At 56.4% G+C, this 19,414-nt stretch carries 14 protein-coding genes; 4 read left to right on the forward strand and 10 right to left on the reverse strand.

From position 1 onward, the window contains the following. Together yjbE and pgi are read right to left on the reverse strand one after the other, a co-directional pair. Complete coding sequence (gene yjbE / locus IM267_RS04135) at positions 1-243, reverse strand: exopolysaccharide production protein YjbE (protein WP_003860341.1); 243 nt, start codon at positions 241-243, stop codon at positions 1-3. Between the two features lie 365 nt (positions 244-608). Further along, positions 609-2,258 (reverse strand): glucose-6-phosphate isomerase, encoded by a 1,650-nt coding sequence (gene pgi / locus IM267_RS04140; protein WP_063449877.1) that lies wholly within the window; start codon positions 2,256-2,258, stop codon positions 609-611. A gap of 374 nt (positions 2,259-2,632) precedes the next feature. Between pgi and lysC the strand changes: the two genes are divergently transcribed. The 3 genes from lysC to IM267_RS04155 all read left to right on the forward strand — a co-directional run bounded on the left by lysC (position 2,633) and on the right by IM267_RS04155 (position 5,343). Next, positions 2,633-3,982 carry a lysine-sensitive aspartokinase 3 gene (gene lysC, locus IM267_RS04145; protein ID WP_063449878.1) on the forward strand — a complete coding sequence of 450 codons (1,350 nt, stop codon included), beginning with the start codon at positions 2,633-2,635 and terminating at the stop codon, positions 3,980-3,982. A gap of 93 nt (positions 3,983-4,075) precedes the next feature. After that, positions 4,076-5,020, forward strand: coding sequence for a ketopantoate/pantoate/pantothenate transporter PanS (gene panS / locus IM267_RS04150; protein ID WP_193032846.1), 945 nt, complete (start codon positions 4,076-4,078; stop codon positions 5,018-5,020). Between the two features lie 50 nt (positions 5,021-5,070). Then, on the forward strand, positions 5,071-5,343 hold the full coding sequence (locus tag IM267_RS04155; protein ID WP_017382612.1) for a DUF3811 domain-containing protein: 273 nt from the start codon (positions 5,071-5,073) through the stop codon (positions 5,341-5,343). Here IM267_RS04155 and rluF read toward each other — a convergent pair whose 3' ends face one another. From rluF to metH, 4 genes are all read right to left on the reverse strand, one after another. Beyond that, the gene (gene rluF, locus IM267_RS04160; RefSeq protein WP_022646725.1) at positions 5,344-6,216 is read right to left on the reverse strand and encodes a 23S rRNA pseudouridine(2604) synthase RluF; all 873 of its coding nucleotides are present in this window, start codon (positions 6,214-6,216) and stop codon (positions 5,344-5,346) included. Between the two features lie 167 nt (positions 6,217-6,383). Then, positions 6,384-6,677, reverse strand: coding sequence for a type II toxin-antitoxin system CcdA family antitoxin (locus IM267_RS04165; RefSeq protein ID WP_193032848.1), 294 nt, complete (start codon positions 6,675-6,677; stop codon positions 6,384-6,386). Between the two features lie 95 nt (positions 6,678-6,772). After that, a complete protein-coding gene (locus IM267_RS04170; RefSeq protein WP_102751035.1) occupies positions 6,773-8,404 on the reverse strand; it encodes a Na/Pi cotransporter family protein in 1,632 nt (543 codons plus the stop codon). A gap of 217 nt (positions 8,405-8,621) precedes the next feature. Next, on the reverse strand, positions 8,622-12,305 hold the full coding sequence (gene metH, locus IM267_RS04175) for a methionine synthase (protein WP_193032850.1): 3,684 nt from the start codon (positions 12,303-12,305) through the stop codon (positions 8,622-8,624). 193 nt (positions 12,306-12,498) lie between these two features. On the opposite strand from metH, the gene iclR reads away from it, so the two are divergent. Then, positions 12,499-13,326 carry a glyoxylate bypass operon transcriptional repressor IclR gene (iclR, locus tag IM267_RS04180; RefSeq protein WP_000258962.1) on the forward strand — a complete coding sequence of 276 codons (828 nt, stop codon included), beginning with the start codon at positions 12,499-12,501 and terminating at the stop codon, positions 13,324-13,326. Here the strand turns inward: iclR and aceK are convergent. The 4 genes from aceK to metA all read right to left on the reverse strand — a co-directional run bounded on the left by aceK (position 13,280) and on the right by metA (position 19,229). Further along, the gene (aceK, locus tag IM267_RS04185; RefSeq protein ID WP_193032857.1) at positions 13,280-15,043 is read right to left on the reverse strand and encodes a bifunctional isocitrate dehydrogenase kinase/phosphatase; all 1,764 of its coding nucleotides are present in this window, start codon (positions 15,041-15,043) and stop codon (positions 13,280-13,282) included. The genes iclR and aceK overlap by 47 nt on opposite strands. 48 nt (positions 15,044-15,091) lie before the next feature. Continuing rightward, complete coding sequence (gene aceA / locus IM267_RS04190) at positions 15,092-16,396, reverse strand: isocitrate lyase (protein ID WP_063449886.1); 1,305 nt, start codon at positions 16,394-16,396, stop codon at positions 15,092-15,094. A gap of 31 nt (positions 16,397-16,427) precedes the next feature. After that, complete coding sequence (aceB, locus tag IM267_RS04195) at positions 16,428-18,029, reverse strand: malate synthase A (protein ID WP_193032859.1); 1,602 nt, start codon at positions 18,027-18,029, stop codon at positions 16,428-16,430. Between the two features lie 270 nt (positions 18,030-18,299). Next, positions 18,300-19,229, reverse strand: a complete 930-nt coding sequence (metA, locus tag IM267_RS04200) for a homoserine O-succinyltransferase (protein WP_193032861.1) — start codon at positions 19,227-19,229, stop codon at positions 18,300-18,302. Positions 19,230-19,414 lie beyond the last annotated feature (185 nt).

Here is a 19,414-nt window from a genome sequence, read left to right on the forward strand (position 1 = left end):
TTACTGGGTGCTGGTCGTCGTAGTGGTCGTGGTTCCGGTATTGGAGCCATCACCGCCACCGGTTGCCGCCAGCGCGACACCCACGGCTGAACTTACGGCGCTGGTGCTGGCTGCGGTAGAACTTCCCGCAGACGCAGACGTCGCTGCCGACCCTGCTGCTTCCCCGACCTGGACCGGAGCTGCATAGACAGACGTCGCCGCAAGTGCAGATATGGCAAAAATGCCATACAGTACTTTCTTCATAACAATTTCCCTTCAATGAATGAATGGAGATTTGCCCGAAAGAAATTCAGGCGGATTCGAGTATACACAACTAACGCTGAGGGTTTACCGTACGGGGAAATAGGGAAAGGGTTTTCGGACTAATGGATAAAAATGAAACGAAAGAAGAATAGATGAAATATATAACCAATATAAATCAGATAGTTATAATATAAATAAGCTAAAGTATTTCTGCGTATTTTCTTAAAATAAACCGCAGCAATTAACGGGTTAGACGCGTTTTTCGGATTAAACTCAGACCCGAAATTTGAGTTAACTAACAGACATCAGGAATTATCCGATAAAAAAATGCCGGCATATCGCCGGCATTTTTCATGACATATTTATTACCCACGCCATGCTTTATAGCGGTTAATCAAACCGTTGGTGGAGCTGTCGTGGCTGTCGATTGCCTTATCGTCGCCCAGCTCCGGCAGAATGCGGTTTGCCAGCTGTTTACCCAGCTCAACGCCCCACTGGTCAAAGGTGAAGATATTGAGGATAGCGCCCTGGGTGAAGATCTTGTGCTCGTACAGCGCAATCAGCGCACCCAGGCTGAACGGGGTGATTTCGCGCAGCAGGATGGAGTTAGTTGGGCGGTTGCCTTCGAACACCTTGAACGGCACAACGTGGTCCAGCGTGGCCGGATCTTTACCCTGGTCACGATACTCCTGCTCAACTACCTCGCGGGATTTGCCGAACGCCAGCGCTTCGGTCTGGGCGAAGAAGTTAGACAGCAGCTTCTGATGGTGGTCGGACAGCGGGTTGTGCGTAATCGCCGGGGCGATGAAATCGCACGGTACCATTTTGGTACCCTGGTGGATCAGCTGGTAGAACGCATGCTGGCCGTTGGTGCCCGGCTCGCCCCAGATGATTGGGCCAGTCTGGTAATCCACCGCGTTGCCGTTACGGTCAACGTACTTACCATTGGATTCCATGTTGCCCTGCTGGAAATAGGCCGCAAAGCGGTGCATGTACTGGTCGTACGGCAGGATCGCTTCGGTTTCAGCGCCGAAGAAGTTGTTGTACCAGATACCGATCAGCGCCAGCAGCACCGGCAGGTTTTTCTCAGGCGCGGTGGTGGAGAAGTGTTTGTCCATCGCGTGCGCACCGGAGAGCAGCTCAACGAAATTGTCGAAGCCGACGGACAGAATGATGGACAGGCCGATTGCTGACCACAGAGAGTAGCGGCCGCCAACCCAGTCCCAGAACTCGAACATGTTCGCCGTATCAATGCCGAACTCGCCTACCGCTTTACCGTTGGTGGAGAGCGCCGCAAAGTGTTTCGCTACATGCTTTTCATCACCCGCGGTTTTCAGGAACCAGTCGCGCGCGCTGTGGGCGTTGGTCATGGTTTCCTGGGTAGTGAAGGTTTTGGACGCCACCAGGAACAGGGTGGTTTCCGGGTTCACTTTTTTCAGCACTTCGGCGATGTGAGTCCCATCGACGTTAGAGACGAAGTGCATGTTGAGGTGGTTTTTGTAAGGGCGCAGCGCCTCGGTCACCATGAACGGGCCGAGGTCAGAGCCGCCGATACCGATGTTCACCACGTCGGTGATTGCTTTGCCGGTGTAGCCTTTCCAGCTGCCGGAGATGATCGCTTCAGAGAAGGTTTTCATCTTTTCCAGCACCGCGTTCACTTCCGGCATCACATCTTTGCCGTCAACGATGATTGGAGTATTGCTACGGTTGCGCAGCGCCACGTGCAGCACGGCACGATCTTCGGTGCGGTTGATCTTCTCACCAGAGAACATGGATTTGATGGCATCAGCCAGCTCGGTCTCTTTCGCCAGATCTTGCAGCTTCGCCAGCGTCTCTTCGGTGATACGGTTCTTGGAGAAATCCACCAGCATCAGGTCATCGAAGGTGGCGGAGAACTTGCTGAAACGATCGGCATCTTTCGCGAACAGATCCGCGATAGTGACGTCTTTCATTTCATCAAAATGTTTCTGTAGTGCCTGCCATGCAGCGGTCTGCGTTGGGTTGATGTTTTTCATAGCAATACTCTTCTGATTTGAGAATTGTGACTGCGGTCGATTGTAGCGCCTGCAAATAAAAATTGTGATGGTTTTTATGCCATTGCCCTGGTCTGCATCAAACGCAGGTGAAAAGACCCGAAAAGTATAGCTGCTGTCGCGCCCTTCCGGCGTGGCGAAATGTCGGTCAAAAGGGGGTAAAAAGGAGCATAAAATATGGGCCTGTTATAAGTCCTGTTTCTGAGGGGTACCCCCCCATGAAAAATCCGCATAATCCCAGCATTGACAGGACCTCCCCCGCATTTTATTTATAGGGCCGTATTTTGCGCCTGCACCTGTCCTCGCTTCACTCTTGTGCCAAGGTCGCTCTATTCATTCCCTGACACGAGGTTGTTATGACGAGTTTTGTGGTCGCCAAGTTTGGCGGCACCAGTGTGGCAGACTACGCTGCCATGAACCGCAGCGCCGATGTGGTGCTGGCCGATCCGAATACCCGCCTGGTGGTGCTGTCCGCCTCAGCCGGCGTGACGAACCTGCTGGTTTCGCTGTCTGAAGGACTGGAGGCGACCGAGCGTTTCGTGAAGCTGGATGCGCTACGCAAAATTCAGTTCGACATCCTTGAGCGTCTGCAAAACCCGAACGTCATTCGTGAGGAAGTGGAACGCCTGCTGGAAAATATCACCACCCTGGCAGAAGCCGCGTCGCTGGCCACCTCAACCGCGCTGACCGACGAGCTGGTCAGCCACGGCGAGCTGATGTCCACCCTGCTGTTCGTTGAGATCATGCGCGAGCGCAATATTCAGGCGCAGTGGTTTGACGTGCGCAAAGTGATGCGCACCAGCGACCGCTTTGGCCGCGCCGAGCCGGACGTGGAAGCGCTGGCCGAGCTGACCAGCCAGCAGCTTGCCCCGCGCCTTGATGAAGGCATTGTGATCACCCAGGGCTTTATCGGTAGCGAAGCCAAAGGACGCACCACCACGCTGGGCCGCGGCGGCAGCGACTACACCGCCGCCCTGCTGGGCGAAGCCCTGCACGCGACCCGCGTGGATATCTGGACGGACGTGCCGGGTATTTACACTACCGACCCGCGCGTGGTGTCTGCGGCAAAACGTATTGACGTGATCGCCTTTGAAGAAGCGGCGGAAATGGCCACCTTCGGCGCGAAAGTGCTGCATCCGGCCACGCTGCTGCCTGCCGTGCGCAGCGACATTCCGGTTTTCGTTGGTTCCAGTAAAGATCCAAAGGCGGGCGGGACGCTGGTCTGCAAGAAAACCGAGAACCCACCGCTGTTCCGCGCGCTGGCCCTGCGCCGCAAGCAGACGCTGGTCACCCTGCACAGCCATAATATGCTGCACTCCCGCGGCTTCCTGGCAGAAGTGTTTGGTATCCTGGCGCGCCATAATATCTCCGTGGATCTGATCACCACCTCGGAAGTGAGCATCGCGCTGACGCTCGACACCACCGGCTCCACCTCTACCGGCGATACCCTGCTGACGCAGTCGCTGCTGATTGAGCTGTCCGAACTGTGCCGCGTGGAAGTGGAAGAAGATCTGGCGCTGGTTGCCATCATCGGTAACAAGCTGTCGCGCGCCTGCGGCGTGGGCAAAGAGGTCTTCGGCGTGCTCGACCCGTTCAGCATCCGCATGATTTGCTACGGCGCCTCCAGCTATAACCTCTGCTTCCTGGTCCCTGCCGATCAGGCCGAGCAGGTCGTGCAGAAACTTCATCAGAATTTGTTTGAATAAAATTCGTTAGCACGATAAACAATACCAATAAGCCGGGCACAGACCCGGCTTTTTTATTACAAAACAACACGACAATACTGCAAGGAATTCACTATGTTATCCGCTATCACCCGGCTGTTCCCGCTATGGGCGCTGCTGCTCTCCATACTCGCGTATTACACCCCTAGCACGTTCACGGGCATTGGTCCGTGGGTCACCACGCTGCTGATGCTGATTATGCTCGGCATGGGCGTACACCTGAAAATCGACGATTTTAAACGCGTGCTGTCTCGCCCGGCGCCGGTTGCCGCGGGTATTTTCCTGCACTACCTGGTGATGCCGCTCGCGGCGTGGCTGCTGGCGATGGCCTTCAAAATGCCACCGGACCTTTCCGCCGGGATGGTGCTGGTGGGCAGCGTTGCCAGCGGTACGGCATCTAACGTGATGATCTTCCTGGCGAAAGGCGACGTGGCGCTGTCCGTCACCATCTCGTCCGTTTCCACGCTGGTGGGCGTAATTGCCACACCGCTGTTAACCCGCCTGTACGTGGACGCGCATATTCAGGTGGACGTAATGGGCATGCTGCTCAGCATTTTGCAAATCGTGGTGATCCCGATTGCGCTGGGGCTGGTTATCCACCATCTGTTCCCACGCGTGGTGAAAGCGGTTGAGCCGTACCTGCCCGCGTTTTCGATGGTCTGCATTCTGGCGATCATCAGCGCCGTGGTAGCCGGTTCCGCCTCGCACATTGCTTCGGTGGGCTTTGTGGTGATCGTCGCGGTGGTGCTGCACAACACCATCGGCCTGCTGGGCGGATACTGGGGCGGGAAGCTGTTTGGCTTCGACGAATCCACCTGCCGCACGCTGGCGATCGAAGTGGGAATGCAGAACTCCGGCCTGGCGGCGGCGCTCGGAAAAATTTACTTCTCGCCGCTTGCAGCCCTGCCGGGCGCGCTGTTCTCCGTCTGGCACAACCTGTCCGGTTCGCTGCTGGCGGGCTACTGGTCCGGTAAGCCGATTGATGAACAACCGAAAAAAGATGCGCTGAAACAGGGTTAATTAACCCGGCTTGCTTTACACTGAAGCCTCCCCATCAGGAGGCTTCAGCAATGGCGACACCACGATTGACCCAGAAAGACATGACGGAAGCCGAGCAGCGCGAACTGAAAACGCTTCTCGACCGTGCCCGCATCGCGCATGGCCGCACGCTGACGAACGCCGAAACCAATCAGGTTAAAAAAGAGTACATCGACAAGCTGATGGCACAACGTGATGCCGCGGCGAAAAAAGCCCGCAAGCTGAAAAAAGAGCAGGCTTATAAACCGGATGCAGAGGCAACCTTTTCCTGGTCCGCCAGCACATCAACCCGTGGAAGGCGCTAATCAGCGCCCTTTCTTTTTGCGCCCCGGCTGGGTAAAGCGTTTTCCGTTGCCCGGCTTGCCTCGCCCTTTCTCTTCCGCCTGCGGTGCCTTAACCACCGGACGTTTAATCGCCTGCGTTTTCGGTTTGGCTTTGGCTTTCGGCTTCGCTTCGGACGAGGAGTTTTCGATAAGCTTGAACAGTTCAATCAGCTCGTCGTCCGTCAGGTCGCGCCACTCGCCCAGCGGGATCCCGGACAGGCTGACGTTCATGATGCGCGTGCGTTCCAGCTTCGTCACTTCATAACCAAAATACTCGCACATGCGGCGGATCTGGCGGTTTAAGCCCTGCACCAGGGTAATACGGAAGGCAAACGGCGCTTCTTTTTTGACCTTGCACTTCTTCGTGACGGTGCCCAGAATCGGCACGCCTGCGCCCATCCCGCGAATGAACTCGTCCGTCACCGGCTTGTTCACCGTCACGATGTACTCTTTCTCGTGGTCGTTACCGGCACGCAGAATTTTGTTCACCAGGTCGCCGTGGTTGGTAAGGAAAATCAACCCCTGAGAGTCTTTATCCAGGCGACCAATCGGGAAGATACGGCTGCTGTGGTTAACGAAATCAACGATGTTGTCCCGCTCGCCATCTTCCGTGGTGCTGACAATCCCAACCGGTTTGTTCAACGCGATAAACACCAGGTCTTCGGCATCACGGGGTTCGATGACCTGACCATTCACTTTAACCACATCGCCAGGCACCACCTGATCGCCGATGGTGGCGCGTTTGCCGTTGAGAAACACGTTACCCTGTTCAATGTAACGGTCAGCCTCGCGACGTGAGCAGATCCCGCTCTCGCTAATATATTTGTTTAATCGGGTTGATTGAGTTGGCAGCATAGTTTCTCCTGTGAAGGGCGAAATATACCTTACCTTGCGGCTGACAAAAAAGTGTTAGTAGCCGTTGATCAAAAAATCGAGTGCATCCCGCAGTGAAGCCTGGTTTTGCGTAAGATCGGCAACACGTTCGCCTAACTCTTTTGGCAATATGCGTGCCTATTGATCCATCAGAACGACCTCTGAAAGTTACTAAAGGAGCCGTTGTCATCAACCCACTGGTTAATGGCCTCAATAGAAGTTTTATTTTCTGCTAACCACTCTGCGCGCTGGTGCGCACGAAACTGTTCCTGTAGGGCGGCAGTGAGTACAGCAGAGAGATTAAGTTTGAGACGTCGCGCTTCTTCAAGAATGTCAGGTGCTAACGAAACATTGACGGATTTTTTTATGCCGTTAGTAGTGCGCATGATAACCCCCATTGGAATGCGCATGAATTGGCGAAGTGTAGCGTAATAAACGAGCATTTTCTATTCCCTTAAAAATGTAAGGTCTGAAGAGTAAAATGCTCTTTATAGAGTGTCACGCCTCGCAAACGGGTTTTGCGAGGCGCTTTCAGAGATTAATACTCATCCCGCTCGTCGTCTTCATCCGGCTGTTCCATCACGCTATACGCCACCGCGCAGAACAGCGAGTTAAGACGCTTCATATCCCCCAGCAGCCCCAGGTGCAGGGAGCTGGTCTCGATACTTTGCACGTTCTGCTGGTGCAGACGTTCAACGTGGGCGTGCGAGTAGCGGCGGTTAAGAATGCGGAAGCGATGCTTGTTGCGGCGCAGGCGGCGCGCGCTCGGCACGTCGCTGGAGAAGAACACCGACATCGCCAGCTTCAGGTTGCTCACCAGCTTTTCGTGCAGCGCTTCCAGCTCCTTCAGCCCTTCCACGGAGAAGGCCCGACGCGCGGCCAGGGATTTGTCCGCGATTTCGCTGCCCATACGCTCGACGATGTCCGAGGCCTGCTCCAGGTTAAGCGACATCTCAATGATTTCAGCCCAGCGGCGGGACTCCTCTTCCGCCAGCTCGTCCTGGGGGATGCGCGCCAGATAGAGCTTGATGGCGGTGTACAGCACATTGATATCGTCCGCCAGCCTGCGCAGCTCCTTCTCCTCGCGCGGCTCGCCGTGCATCACCTTTTTAAGCCCTTCGAGCATGGTTTCCATCGCGTCGCCCATGCGCAGCGTTTCGCGGGCGGCGTTGGCGATGGCCAGCGCAGGCGTGTCCAGCACCGAGGTATCGAGATGCTTCGGCTTGAGGCGCGCGTCCAGCTCCGGTTCATCACGTATCAGACGTTCGCAGAAGCGGGCCATTGGAGCAGCAAACGGCACCATCGCCAGGCAGCGCACCAGGTTATAGAAGACGTGGAAGTAGATCACCAGCTCCGCTTTCGGCAGAGAGATGTTATCCATCAGGTTGGCCAGCGGATGCACAAACGGCAGAATGATCAGGCTGCCCACCAGCTTAAACAGTAAACTTCCCAGCGCCACGCGGCGGGCGGCAGCATTGGCGGCGCTGTTGTTGAGCATCGCCAGCAGGCCAGAACCGAGGTTGGCGCCAATCACCAGGCACAGCGCCACCGGGAAAGAGATGGCCCCCGCAGCGGTGAGCGTCGCCGTCAGAAGAACGGCTGCCAGGCTGGAGTAGCTGACGATTGCAAACACCGCGCCAATCAGCGCATCCAGCATAATATCGCCGGTTAACGAGGCGAAGATGACCTGCACGCCGTTGGCCTGGGTGATCGGCGTAACCGCCTGCACAATCAGCTCCAGCGCCAGCAGGATCAGCCCGAGGCCGATGCCGACGCGTCCGAGCTGCCCGGCACGACTTTGCTTACGGCTGAGGAAGAAAATGACGCCGATAAAAATCAGCAGCGGCGACAGCCAGGAGAGATCGAAGGTCAGGATACGCGCCATCAGCGCGGTCCCCACATCAGCGCCGAGTACGATCACCAGCGCCGGAGCGAGGGCGACCAGATCCTGCGCCACAAACGAAGTGACGAGCATGGTGGTAGCATTACTACTTTGCACCAGCGCCGTGACGCCAATACCCGCGCAGAAGGCGAGCGGCTTCTTCTCAACGCTGCCGCTGAGAACGGTACGTAAACGTGCGCCAAACACGCGCATTACGCCGGTACGAACGATATGGGTGCCCCATACCAGCAGTGCGACTGCGGAGAGCAGGTGTAACAACGTCAACACGGTCGGTTTTCCTCCTTATCGTTATCTGTTTTCCTGAGGTTTGTTGCGCGTTGTCTTGCCGGATGGCGGCTACGCCTTATCCGGCCTACGCGTAGGCCCGGTCAGCGCAGCGCCACCGGGCAATGTGGTAAGAACCTTCTTCCAGTATAAGGGTTTAAACGTAAGAAAGAGACAGGGCACCCTGGAGGTGCCCTGTTTGTTGTAAGGAAAAGTGACGTTAGTCTGCGTCGTAGCCTAAATTCGGTGCCAGCCAGCGTTCTACCTCTGACACGCTCATGCCTTTACGCTGGGCGTAATCTTCAATCTGATCGCGCTGAAGCTGCGCCACGGCGAAGTACTTGCTGTCCGGGTGGCTGAAGTACCATCCGGAAACGGACGCGCCCGGCCACATGGCAAATGACTCGGTAAGCTTCATGCCCGTATGCGCTTCTACGTCCAAAAGTTTCCAGATAGTGCCCTTCTCGGTATGTTCCGGACAGGCCGGATACCCCGGTGCCGGACGAATGCCCTGGTAGTTTTCGCGGATCAGCTCCTCGTTGCTAAGGTTCTCATTCGCCGCGTAGCCCCAGTACACCTTACGTACGCGTTCGTGCAGGTATTCAGCAAAGGCTTCCGCCAGACGGTCGGCAATCGCTTTCACCATGATTTTGTTGTAATCATCATGCTGTGCGTCGAACGCATCCGCCAGCGCATCTTCTTCCAGACCCCCGGTGACGGCAAACGCGCCGATATAGTCGGCTTTCCCACTCAGCTTCGGCGCAACGAAATCCGCCAGGCAGTAGTTGGCAAAGCCCACTTTCTCCGTTTGCTGGCGCAGGTGATGGCTCACGGCCAGCACGTGGGTGCGGGTTTCATCGCGATAGATTTCCACGTCGTCGCCCACGCGGTTTGCCGGGAACAGGCCCACCACGCCGCGCGGATTGAGGGCTTTCTCTGCGCTCAGCCTGTCGAGCATGTCGTTGGCATCTTTAAACAGGCGTTTCGCCTCTTCGCCTACCACCTCGTCTTCCAGGATGCGCGGATATTTGCCCGCCAGCGACCAGGTCATAAAGAACGGCGTCCAGTCGATGTAGTTGCGCAGCGTCTCGATGCTGGCGACCACCTCCTGCACGCCCAGACGGTGCGCGACCGGCGGGGTATAGCTTGCCCAGTCGAAGGCCAGGTCGTTATCGCGCGCGGCGGCGAGCGTCACCGGCGGCGTACGCGGTTTCTTACGACCGTGCTGAATGCGGACGGTTTCGTACTCTTTGCGGGTGCGGGCGACAAACTCATCGCGCTGGGTATCGGAAAGCAGCGCGGAGACCACTCCCACGGTGCGCGAGGCGTTTTGGACATACACCGTCGGCCCACTGTAGTTTTGCTCGATTTTCACCGCCGTGTGGGCTTTCGAGGTGGTGGCCCCGCCAATCAGCAGCGGAATGGTGAAGCCCTGACGCTCCATCTCTTTCGCCACGTTGACCATTTCGTCCAGTGACGGCGTGATCAGCCCTGAAAGACCAATCAGGTCAGCGTTGACTTCGCGTGCGGTCTTGAGGATTTTATCCGCCGGAACCATCACGCCGAGGTCAATAATCTCGTAGTTATTACACTGCAACACCACGCCAACAATGTTTTTGCCGATGTCGTGCACGTCGCCCTTCACGGTAGCGATAACCATTTTACCGTTGCTGGAGCCCTTCTCTTTGCTGGCTTCGATAAAGGGTTCCAGATAAGCCACAGCCTGCTTCATGACGCGGGCGGATTTCACCACCTGCGGCAGGAACATCTTGCCCTCGCCGAACAGATCGCCGACCACGTTCATGCCGTCCATCAGCGGCCCTTCGATCACCTCAATCGGGCGGGCTGACTGCTGACGCGCTTCCTCGGTATCCTGCTCGATGAACTCGGTAATCCCTTTCACCAGCGAGTATTCCAGACGCTTTTTCACGTCCCAGGCGCGCCACTCGGCCTGCTGAACGGTGGCTGATTCATCCGACTTGCTGCCGCGATATTTCTCCGCCAGTTCCAGCATGCGTTCGGTGGCGTCGTCACGACGGTTGAGGATCACGTCCTCGACGGCATCGCGCAGCTCCGCCGGCAGATCGTCGTAAATCGCCAGCTGGCCCGCGTTAACGATCCCCATGTCCATCCCGTTGCGGATGGCGTAGTAGAGGAACACGGCGTGGATCGCCTCACGCACCGGGTCGTTACCACGGAACGAGAACGAGACGTTCGACACGCCACCGGAGATCAGCGCATGCGGCAGCTCGCGTTTAATGTCTTCACACGCGCCGATAAAGTCCTGGGCGTAATTGTTGTGCTCTTCAATGCCGGTCGCGACGGCGAAGATGTTCGGGTCGAAAATGATGTCTTCCGGCGGGAAGCCCACCTCTTTGGTCAGAATTTTGTACGCGCGGCGGCATATCTCAATTTTGCGCTCGCGGGTATCGGCCTGGCCCACTTCATCGAAGGCCATCACCACCACGGCGGCCCCGTAGCGGCGCACCAGCTTCGCGTGGTGAATAAAAGTATCGACCCCCTCCTTCATCGAAATGGAGTTGACGATGCCTTTACCCTGAATGCATTTCAGCCCTTTTTCGATGACGTCCCATTTGGAGGAGTCAATCATGATTGGCACGCGGGCAATGTCCGGCTCACCGGCAATCAGGTTGAGAAAACGCACCATCGCCGCTTCGGCGTCGAGCATCCCCTCGTCCATGTTGATATCAATAATCTGCGCGCCGCTCTCGACCTGCTGACGGGCGACGTCCAGCGCTTCGCTGTACTTCTCTTCTTTGATCAGGCGCTTAAACTTTGCGGAACCGGTAACGTTCGTACGTTCACCCACGTTCACAAACAGGCTGTCATCACCGATAGTCAACGGCTCAAGGCCGGAAAGGCGACAGGCAACCGGAAGCTCGGGCAGCTTGCGCGGCGGCAGCCCGGTAACGGCCTTGCTCATGGCTGCGATGTGCTCCGGCGTGGTGCCGCAGCAGCCGCCGACGATGTTCAGGAAGCCAGACTCGGCCCACTCGCGGATTTGCGCCGCCATGGTGTCGGCATCCAGATCGTATTCGCCAAACGCGTTCGGCAGACCGGCGTTCGGGTGGGCGGTGACGTAGCATTCGGCGATGCGCGAAAGCTCCTGCACGTACTGGCGCAGCTCGTCCGGCCCCAGCGCGCAGTTCAGGCCGAAGGAGAGGGCTTCAGCGTGGCGCAGCGAGTTATAGAAGGCTTCGGTGGTCTGGCCGGAAAGCGTGCGCCCCGAGGCGTCGGTGATGGTGCCGGAAATCATGATCGGCAGGTCAACGCCCAGCGCCTCGCACTCCTCTTTCACCGCGTAAATCGCGGCTTTGGCATTGAGGGTGTCGAATACGGTTTCAATCAGGATCAGGTCGGAACCGCCTTCCACCAGCGCTTTAGTGGACTCACGATAGGCGGCCACCAGCTGGTCGAAGGTGATGTTACGAAACGCCGGATCGTTTACGTCCGGTGAAATTGACGCGGTGCGGTTCGTCGGGCCAAGCACCCCGGCAACGTAGCGCGGTTTATCCGGGGTACGGGCGGTCCATTCGTCGGCGCAGGCGCGGGCGAGCCTGGCCGCCTCAAAGTTGATCTCCGCCGACAGGGATTCCATCTGGTAATCCGCCATGGCGATGGTTGTCGAGTTGAAGGTGTTGGTTTCTACAATATCCGCACCCGCTTCAAAGTAGGCGTTGTGGATATCCCGGATGACGGACGGTTTGCTCAACACCAGCAGGTCATTGTTTCCTTTCAGGTCACAAGGCCAGTCGGCAAAGCGCTCGCCACGGAAATCGTCTTCGCTCAGACGATAGCCCTGGATCATGGTGCCCATGCCGCCGTCCAGCACCAGAATGCGTTCATTTAACTGCGTACGTAGTTGCTCTACTTTGCTGCTCACACTTGCTCCCGACAACGCTCAACAAGGCCAAAAGGCTGCGTTCCATACTGGCACAATCTCGCAGGGTGGAAAAGTCACGCCGCGGTAACATGAGACATGTTCACCATCACTCCTCCGATCAGTCAGGAAAGCGGTTGCAAATTCACCAAATAAAACGAAAATGATTTCCACGATACAGAAAAAGGAGTTCGTCATGGTTACGACCGTTCCCGCTAAACGCGGCAGAAAACCTGCTGCCAACCCTGCCGCACAGCCCGGCGGACAGGTTCAGTCCCTGACGCGCGGCCTGAAGCTGCTGGAATGGATAGCCGAATCGCATGGTAGCGTGGCCCTGACAGAGCTGGCCCAGCAGGCTGGCCTGCCGAACTCCACAACGCACCGTCTGCTGACCACCATGCAGCAGCTGGGTTTCGTGCGTCAGGTGGGCGAGCTGGGACACTGGGCGGTGGGCGCGCATGCGTTTATCGTGGGCAGCAGCTTCCTTCAGAGCCGTAACCTGCTGGCAATTGTTCACCCGATCCTGCGCAAGCTGATGGAAGAGTCCGGCGAGACGGTCAACCTTGCGGTGCTGGACCAGAGCGATCATCAGGCCATTATTATCGACCAGGTGCAGTGCACGCAGCTGATGCGCATGTCCGCGCCGATTGGCGGCAAGCTGCCGATGCATGCCTCCGGGGCGGGTAAAGCGTTTCTGTCGCAGCTGAGCGAAGAGCAGGTGACCGGGCTGCTGCACCGTAAAGGGCTGCACGCCTACACCCACGCCACCCTGGTGTCGCCGGTGCATCTGAAAGAAGATCTGGCGTTGACCCGCAAGCGCGGCTATTCGTTTGATGACGAAGAACACGCCCTTGGCCTGCGCTGCCTCGCGTCCTGTATTTTCGACGAGCACCGCGAGCCGTTCGCCGCGATCTCGATTTCCGGGCCGATTTCGCGCATGACCGACGATCGCGTCACCGAGCTGGGCGCGCTGGTGATTAAGGCCGCGAAAGAGGTGACGCTGGCGTATGGTGGTATTCGTTAAACCGCACACAAAACCGCTGCTTGCGGCGGTAAGCGTACACATCTTCCACATGTCCGGTTTTGATAAGCGTTTGTAGCCCGCGCCAGTAGCTGGCGTGGAACAGATCTTCATGCATCTCTTCAAATAACGGCCCGATGCGTGGGTCCGCACACAGCCAGTGGCGAAACTCCTCCGGAAACACATCGCCCGGCGAAACGCTGTACCACGGCTCGCTGGACAGCTCGTCTTCCGGATAGCGCGGCGGCGGTATGTCGCGGAAGTTTACCTCGGTCATGTAGCAAATTTCATCGTAATCGTAGAACACCACCCGCCCGTGACGGGTGACGCCGAAGTTTTTAAACAACATATCGCCGGGAAAAATATTGGCGGCGGCGAGCTGGCGGATGGCGTTGCCGTACTCTTCGATGGCATCACGTAAAGCCTGGCCCTCTGACTGTTCCAGCCAGATATTGAGCGGCACCATACGGCGCTCAATGTAGAGATGGCTAATCGCTATTTTATCGCCCAGATCGGTGATTTTCGTCGGCGCTTCCTGCAATAACAGCGACATGAGCGCCGGATCGATCTGCTGCTTATCCAGCACAAAGTTTTCAAACTCCTGGGTATCGGCCATTCGCCCGACGCGATCGTGCTCTTTTACCAGCTGATAGCAGGCGCGGACGTGGGCGGCGGTCATCTCTTTCTGCGGGGCGAAATTATCCTTAATCACCTTAAACACCCGATCGAAGCCCGGCAGCGTGAAGACCAGCATCACCATGCCGCGGATGCCTGGCGCTTCGATAAACTGCTCATCCGCCGCGGTGACATAGCGCAGATACTCCCGATAACTTTCCGTTTTGGCATGCTTCTGACAGCCAATCGCCATATACAGTTCGGCGGTAGTTTTGCCCGGCAGGATCTCGCGCAGCCACTCCACCAGGGCGGCCGGCAGCGGAGCATAAACCATGAAATAGGAGCGGGCGAAACCAAAAACGATGCTGGCTTCGGCGCTGGTGGTCAGGCAGGTATCGACAAACAGTTCGCCGTCGTCGGTACGGTGAATGGGCAGCAGAAACGGCACAATGGCCGTCGGCGTAATCAGTTTGCCCACCAGCCAGGCGGCCTTATTCCGGTAGAACAGCTCGTTAGCCACCTGCACATGGCTGCGGCTGAGCACCTCCTCGCCGTAGGTTTCACGGAGATGCGCATGGATATAGCCGATATCCCGGAGTTTGTTCTCCCACGGCAGGCGCAGCGGCAAATCCGTTAAGATGCGATGCAGGAGCTTTTCCCACCCGCGATCGGGAAAGAAATCTTTCGCCAGCGGACGCGGAATGGTACGAAAGCGGCGCTCAGGCTGGGAGCTGAAGATAAATAACCGCTCAGGAGATAATGAGCGGTGGTCAAATAACCGGCAATAGACGGAGTTGAAAAAGCTCTCCGCAATCTCGAAGCGAGGGTAGTCGGGTAACAGATGGGTGTAACACTCTTTCACGCGCAGTAAAAATGCCGCATCCGGACTTTTACCGTCGGTAATACAGCGCAGCTGCTCCACCACCAGGCCTACGTGGTGGTCATAAAGATGGATACGCTGCTTCATAGCCTGCTGAACCGCATGCCAGTCGGCGTGCTCAAAGCGCTGCTGCGCGCCGGAGGTCACTTCCAGAAAACGGCCATACTGGGCGTCAAAGCCCTGAAGAATGGTTTGGGCAATCAATAATTCCAGACCACGCGACATAGATTCCCCCTCACCCCGGCCCTCTCCCCAAAGGGGAGAGGGGGAAAATTAGAACTGTGCTTCTTCGGTTGAACCCGTTAATGCCGTGACGGAGGAAGTGCCGCCCTGAATAATCGTGGTCACATTGTCGAAGTAGCCGGTTCCCACTTCCTGCTGATGAGAAACAAAGGTATAGCCCTCTTTTCCTGCTGCAAATTCTGGCTGCTGTACCTTCTCAACGTAGTGCTTCATGCCCTCACCCTGCGCGTAGGCGTGCGCCAGGTCGAACATGTTGAACCACATGCTGTGGATACCCGCCAGGGTGATGAACTGGTACTTGTAGCCCATATCCGACAGCTGCTGCTGGAAGCTGGCAATGGTCGTGTCGTCCAGATTTTTTTGCCAGTTGAAGGACGGCGAACAGTTATAGGCCAGCAGCTTGCCCGGATATTTCGCATGAATCGCATCGGCAAAACGCTTCGCCAGCGCCAGATCCGGCGTGGAGGTTTCACACCAGACCAGGTCAGCGTAAGGGGCATAGGCCAGACCGCGGCTGATGGCCTGTTCGATACCGGCATGCGTGCGATAGAACCCCTCGCTGGTGCGCTCGCCGGTAATAAATTCGCTGTCGTACGGATCGCAGTCAGAGGTGATCAGGTCCGCCGCATCCGCATCGGTACGGGCAATCACCAGCGTCGGCACGCCGAGCACGTCAGCAGCCAGACGCGCGGCAACCAGCTTCTGAATCGCTTCCTGGGTCGGGACGAGAACTTTTCCGCCCATATGCCCGCACTTCTTCACCGACGCCAGCTGATCTTCGAAGTGAACGGCCGCTGCACCGGCCTCAATCATCGATTTCATCAGTTCAAAGGCGTTAAGCACGCCGCCGAAACCCGCTTCCGCATCCGCCACGATCGGCAGGAAGTAATCAATAAAACGCGGATCGTTGGGCTCGATGCCTGCGGCCCATTGGATCTGATCCGCGCGGCGGAAGGTATTGTTGATCCGATCCACCACCGACGGCACCGAGTTGGCCGGATAAAGAGATTGATCCGGATACATGCTGGAGGCCAGGTTGGCGTCCGCCGCAACCTGCCAGCCGGAAAGATAGATGGCTTCTATACCGGCCTTCGCCTGCTGCAATGCCTGACCGCCGGTCAGTGCACCGAGGCTGTTGATATAGCCTTTTTTAGATCCCCCGTGCAGCAGATCCCACATTTTCGCCGCGCCGTTCTGCGCCAGCGTACATTCCGGGTTTACCGAGCCGCGTAACTTCACCACTTCCTCTGCGCTGTACGGGCGACGGATGCCTTCCCAGCGCGGTTGAGTCCACTCTTTCTGTAATTCTTCGATTTGTTGGGTACGGGTTTTCATGTGCAGATGCTCCATATTGTTATGTGGTGAATTACGCCAGGAAGCGGTAGCCCGGCAGGGTCAGGAAGTCGATTAAGTCATCTGAGGTGGTGATTTGCTCCATCAGGCGCGCAGCGTCGTCAAAGCGCCCGCTGCTGAAGCGGTGCTCGCCCAGTTCGTCCTGGATGACCCGCATCTCTTCGGCCAGCATCTGACGGAACAGGGCTTTGGTAACCGGTTTGCCGTTGCTGAGCGTTTTTTGATGGTGGATCCATTGCCAGATAGAGGTGCGGGAAATTTCCGCCGTGGCAGCATCTTCCATCAGGCCGTATATCGGCACGCAACCGTTGCCTGAGATCCATGCCTCGATGTACTGCACGGCGACGCGGATGTTGGCGCGCATCCCCTCTTCCGTGCGTTCACCCGCACACGGTGCCAGCAGGTGTTCTTCAGCCGTTGGGGCATCCTCCTCGCGCGTGACAAACAGCTGGTTTTTGTTATCGCCCAGCACGCGGTTAAAGACCTCCATCGCCGTATCGGCCAGGCCGGGGTGCGCGATCCACGTTCCGTCGTGGCCGTTACGCGCTTCCAGCTCTTTGTCGGCTTTCACCTTGTTGAGCACCTGATTGTTTCGCTCAGCATCTTTGCTCGGGATAAACGCCGCCATGCCGCCCATCGCAAACGCCCCGCGTTTGTGGCAGGTTTTGATCAGCAGGCGCGAATAGGCGCTGAGGAACGGTTTATCCATGGTGACAACCTGACGATCCGGCAATACCCGGTCGGCATGGTTTTTCAGCGTCTTGATGTAGCTGAAGATGTAATCCCAGCGGCCGCAGTTCAGGCCCACAATGTGGTCGCGCAGCGCATGGAGAATTTCATGCATCTGGAATACGGCAGGCAGGGTTTCAATCAGCAGCGTGGCTTTAATGGTGCCGCGCGGCAGGCTGAAGCGGTCTTCTGCGTAGCTGAATACTTCACTCCACCACGCCGCTTCCTGCCAGGACTGGGTTTTCGGCAGATAGAAATAAGGGCCGCTGCCTTTCGCCAGCAGGCTTTTGTGGTTGTGGAAGAAGTAGAGCGCAAAGTCGAACAGGCTCCCCGGAATCGCTTCTCCGCGCCAGGTAACGTGTTTTTCAGGAAGATGCAGACCGCGTACGCGGCAGATCAGCACAGCCGGATTCGGTTTGAGTTGGTAAATTTTACCGGCTTCGTTGGTGTAGCTGATGGTGCCGTTGACGGCGTCGCGCAGATTGATCTGCCCGTCGATCACTTTCCGCCAGTCCGGTGCCAGCGAGTCTTCAAAATCTGCCATAAAGACTTTGACGTTGGCGTTCATGGCGTTGATCACCATTTTGCGCTCTACCGGGCCGGTGATCTCCACGCGACGATCCTGTAAATCTTCAGGAATTCCGCGAATTTTCCACTCACCATGACGAATGGAAGCGGTTTCCGAAATAAAGCCTGGCAACTTGCCGTTATCGATTTCCTGTTGCTGATGAATGCGTGCCGCGAGCAGTTTATTGCGCTGCGGCGTAAAGCGAGTCACCAGTTCAGTCAGAAACTCTACCGCTTCGGCCGTCAAAACCTGCTGTTCTTGCTCACCATTCGGCTGGGTAAAGGTCAATTCATCGACCGTGGTTGCCTGTTGAGTCATCGTTCTGCTCCTCATCAAAGATCCAAAATCACGCCCCCAATGCGAACGAAAGATCGTTGTGTAGTTTTCGCTCAGCAGAATTAAGACTATCTATAAATTTTCCAAAATCAAAAACAATTTCCATTTTAATTTTAATTACAATGTAACTTAATGATTAATATGGAGTTAAAGTTTCCTGACATGTTGAACAGGATTTCGGAAATAAAAAAGGCACCCGAAGGTGCCTGATCTGAATAGCTGAAACGCTTTAGGATCGTTTAATGCAGACGATTACTCCAGCGTCGGATTCATGTGGCGAAGATCGTACGGCGTAATCTGGTAGACGTAATAGTTGAGCCAGTTAGTGAACAGCAGATTTCCATGGCTGCGCCAGGTGGCTCCTGGTTTATTTTGCGGATCGTTTTTCGGGAAATAGTTGTACGGGACATCCGGATTAAGACCCGCCTCGACATCCCGGAAATACTCTGACGCGAGGGTGTCGGGATCATACTCAGGATGGCCGGTAACGAACGCGATGCGTTTGTCTTTACTGGCAAACAGGTAGGCATCGCCATCTTCCGTTTCGGCCAGAATTTCCAGGTCGGTATAATCGCGGATCAGCTGTGCCGGGAAATCGGCATAGCGGGAGTGAGGCGCAAGGAAAGTGTCATCAAAGCCGCGCGTCAGCAGCGCGTGAGGATGAAGGATGTGATGTTCATACACACCAGAAAGCTTTTCGCTACGGGTTTGCTTAGGGATGCCATAGAGAATATTGAGCGCGGCTTGTACCGCCCAGCAGACAAACAAGGTGGATGTAACGTGATCTTTTGCCCACTCCAGCACCTGCCTGATCTGCGGCCAGTAGGCAACGTCATTAAACTCCACCAGACCCAGCGGTGCGCCAGTGACGATCAGTCCGTCGAAGTTCTCATCGCGGATGTCCGCAAAATTACAATAGAAGTTATTCAGATGCTCGGTGGGCGTGTTGCGTGACTCACGTGCATCAATGCGCAGCAGCTGGATATCAACCTGAAGCGGAGAGTTCGAAAGCAAACGCAGGAACTGATTCTCCGTTTCGATCTTCTTAGGCATCAGATTGAGGATCAGCACCTTCAGTGGGCGAATTTCCTGACCAGAAGCACGTGAAGTTGTCATGACAAAGACGTTCTCTTCACGCAAGAAATTGACGGCTGGTAGCTCGTCCTGCACCCGAATCGGCATAACCTTAAATCCTCACAGCATACGTATAAACGTTTAGACATCCAGACAGCTAACGATACCCAGAAACGGGCTTAATGTCGAGTCTGCAAGCAGAAGGTGAGAAAGTTTCAAGGAGGGGATGTATGTAGGCCGGATAAGGCGAAGCCGCCATCCGGCTTAATTTCCGGCGCACAAAGCAAAAAACC

Source organism: Enterobacter cloacae complex sp. P15RS (genome assembly GCF_014895905.1).
Taxonomy (GTDB): domain Bacteria; phylum Pseudomonadota; class Gammaproteobacteria; order Enterobacterales; family Enterobacteriaceae; genus Enterobacter; species Enterobacter quasihormaechei.

What these genes read in the sequence shown, in the direction of transcription:
- yjbE (WP_003860341.1), bottom strand. Translation starts at nt 243, where the DNA reads ATGAAGAAAGTACTGTATGGCATTTTTGCCATATCTGCACTTGCGGCG.
- pgi (WP_063449877.1), bottom strand. Translation starts at nt 2,258, where the DNA reads ATGAAAAACATCAACCCAACGCAGACCGCTGCATGGCAGGCACTACAG.
- lysC (WP_063449878.1), top strand. Translation starts at nt 2,633, where the DNA reads ATGACGAGTTTTGTGGTCGCCAAGTTTGGCGGCACCAGTGTGGCAGAC.
- panS (WP_193032846.1), top strand. Translation starts at nt 4,076, where the DNA reads ATGTTATCCGCTATCACCCGGCTGTTCCCGCTATGGGCGCTGCTGCTC.
- IM267_RS04155 (WP_017382612.1), top strand. Translation starts at nt 5,071, where the DNA reads ATGGCGACACCACGATTGACCCAGAAAGACATGACGGAAGCCGAGCAG.
- rluF (WP_022646725.1), bottom strand. Translation starts at nt 6,216, where the DNA reads ATGCTGCCAACTCAATCAACCCGATTAAACAAATATATTAGCGAGAGC.
- IM267_RS04165 (WP_193032848.1), bottom strand. Translation starts at nt 6,677, where the DNA reads ATGCTCGTTTATTACGCTACACTTCGCCAATTCATGCGCATTCCAATG.
- iclR (WP_000258962.1), top strand. Translation starts at nt 12,499, where the DNA reads ATGGTTACGACCGTTCCCGCTAAACGCGGCAGAAAACCTGCTGCCAAC.
- aceK (WP_193032857.1), bottom strand. Translation starts at nt 15,043, where the DNA reads ATGTCGCGTGGTCTGGAATTATTGATTGCCCAAACCATTCTTCAGGGC.
- aceA (WP_063449886.1), bottom strand. Translation starts at nt 16,396, where the DNA reads ATGAAAACCCGTACCCAACAAATCGAAGAATTACAGAAAGAGTGGACT.
- aceB (WP_193032859.1), bottom strand. Translation starts at nt 18,029, where the DNA reads ATGACTCAACAGGCAACCACGGTCGATGAATTGACCTTTACCCAGCCG.
- metA (WP_193032861.1), bottom strand. Translation starts at nt 19,229, where the DNA reads ATGCCGATTCGGGTGCAGGACGAGCTACCAGCCGTCAATTTCTTGCGT.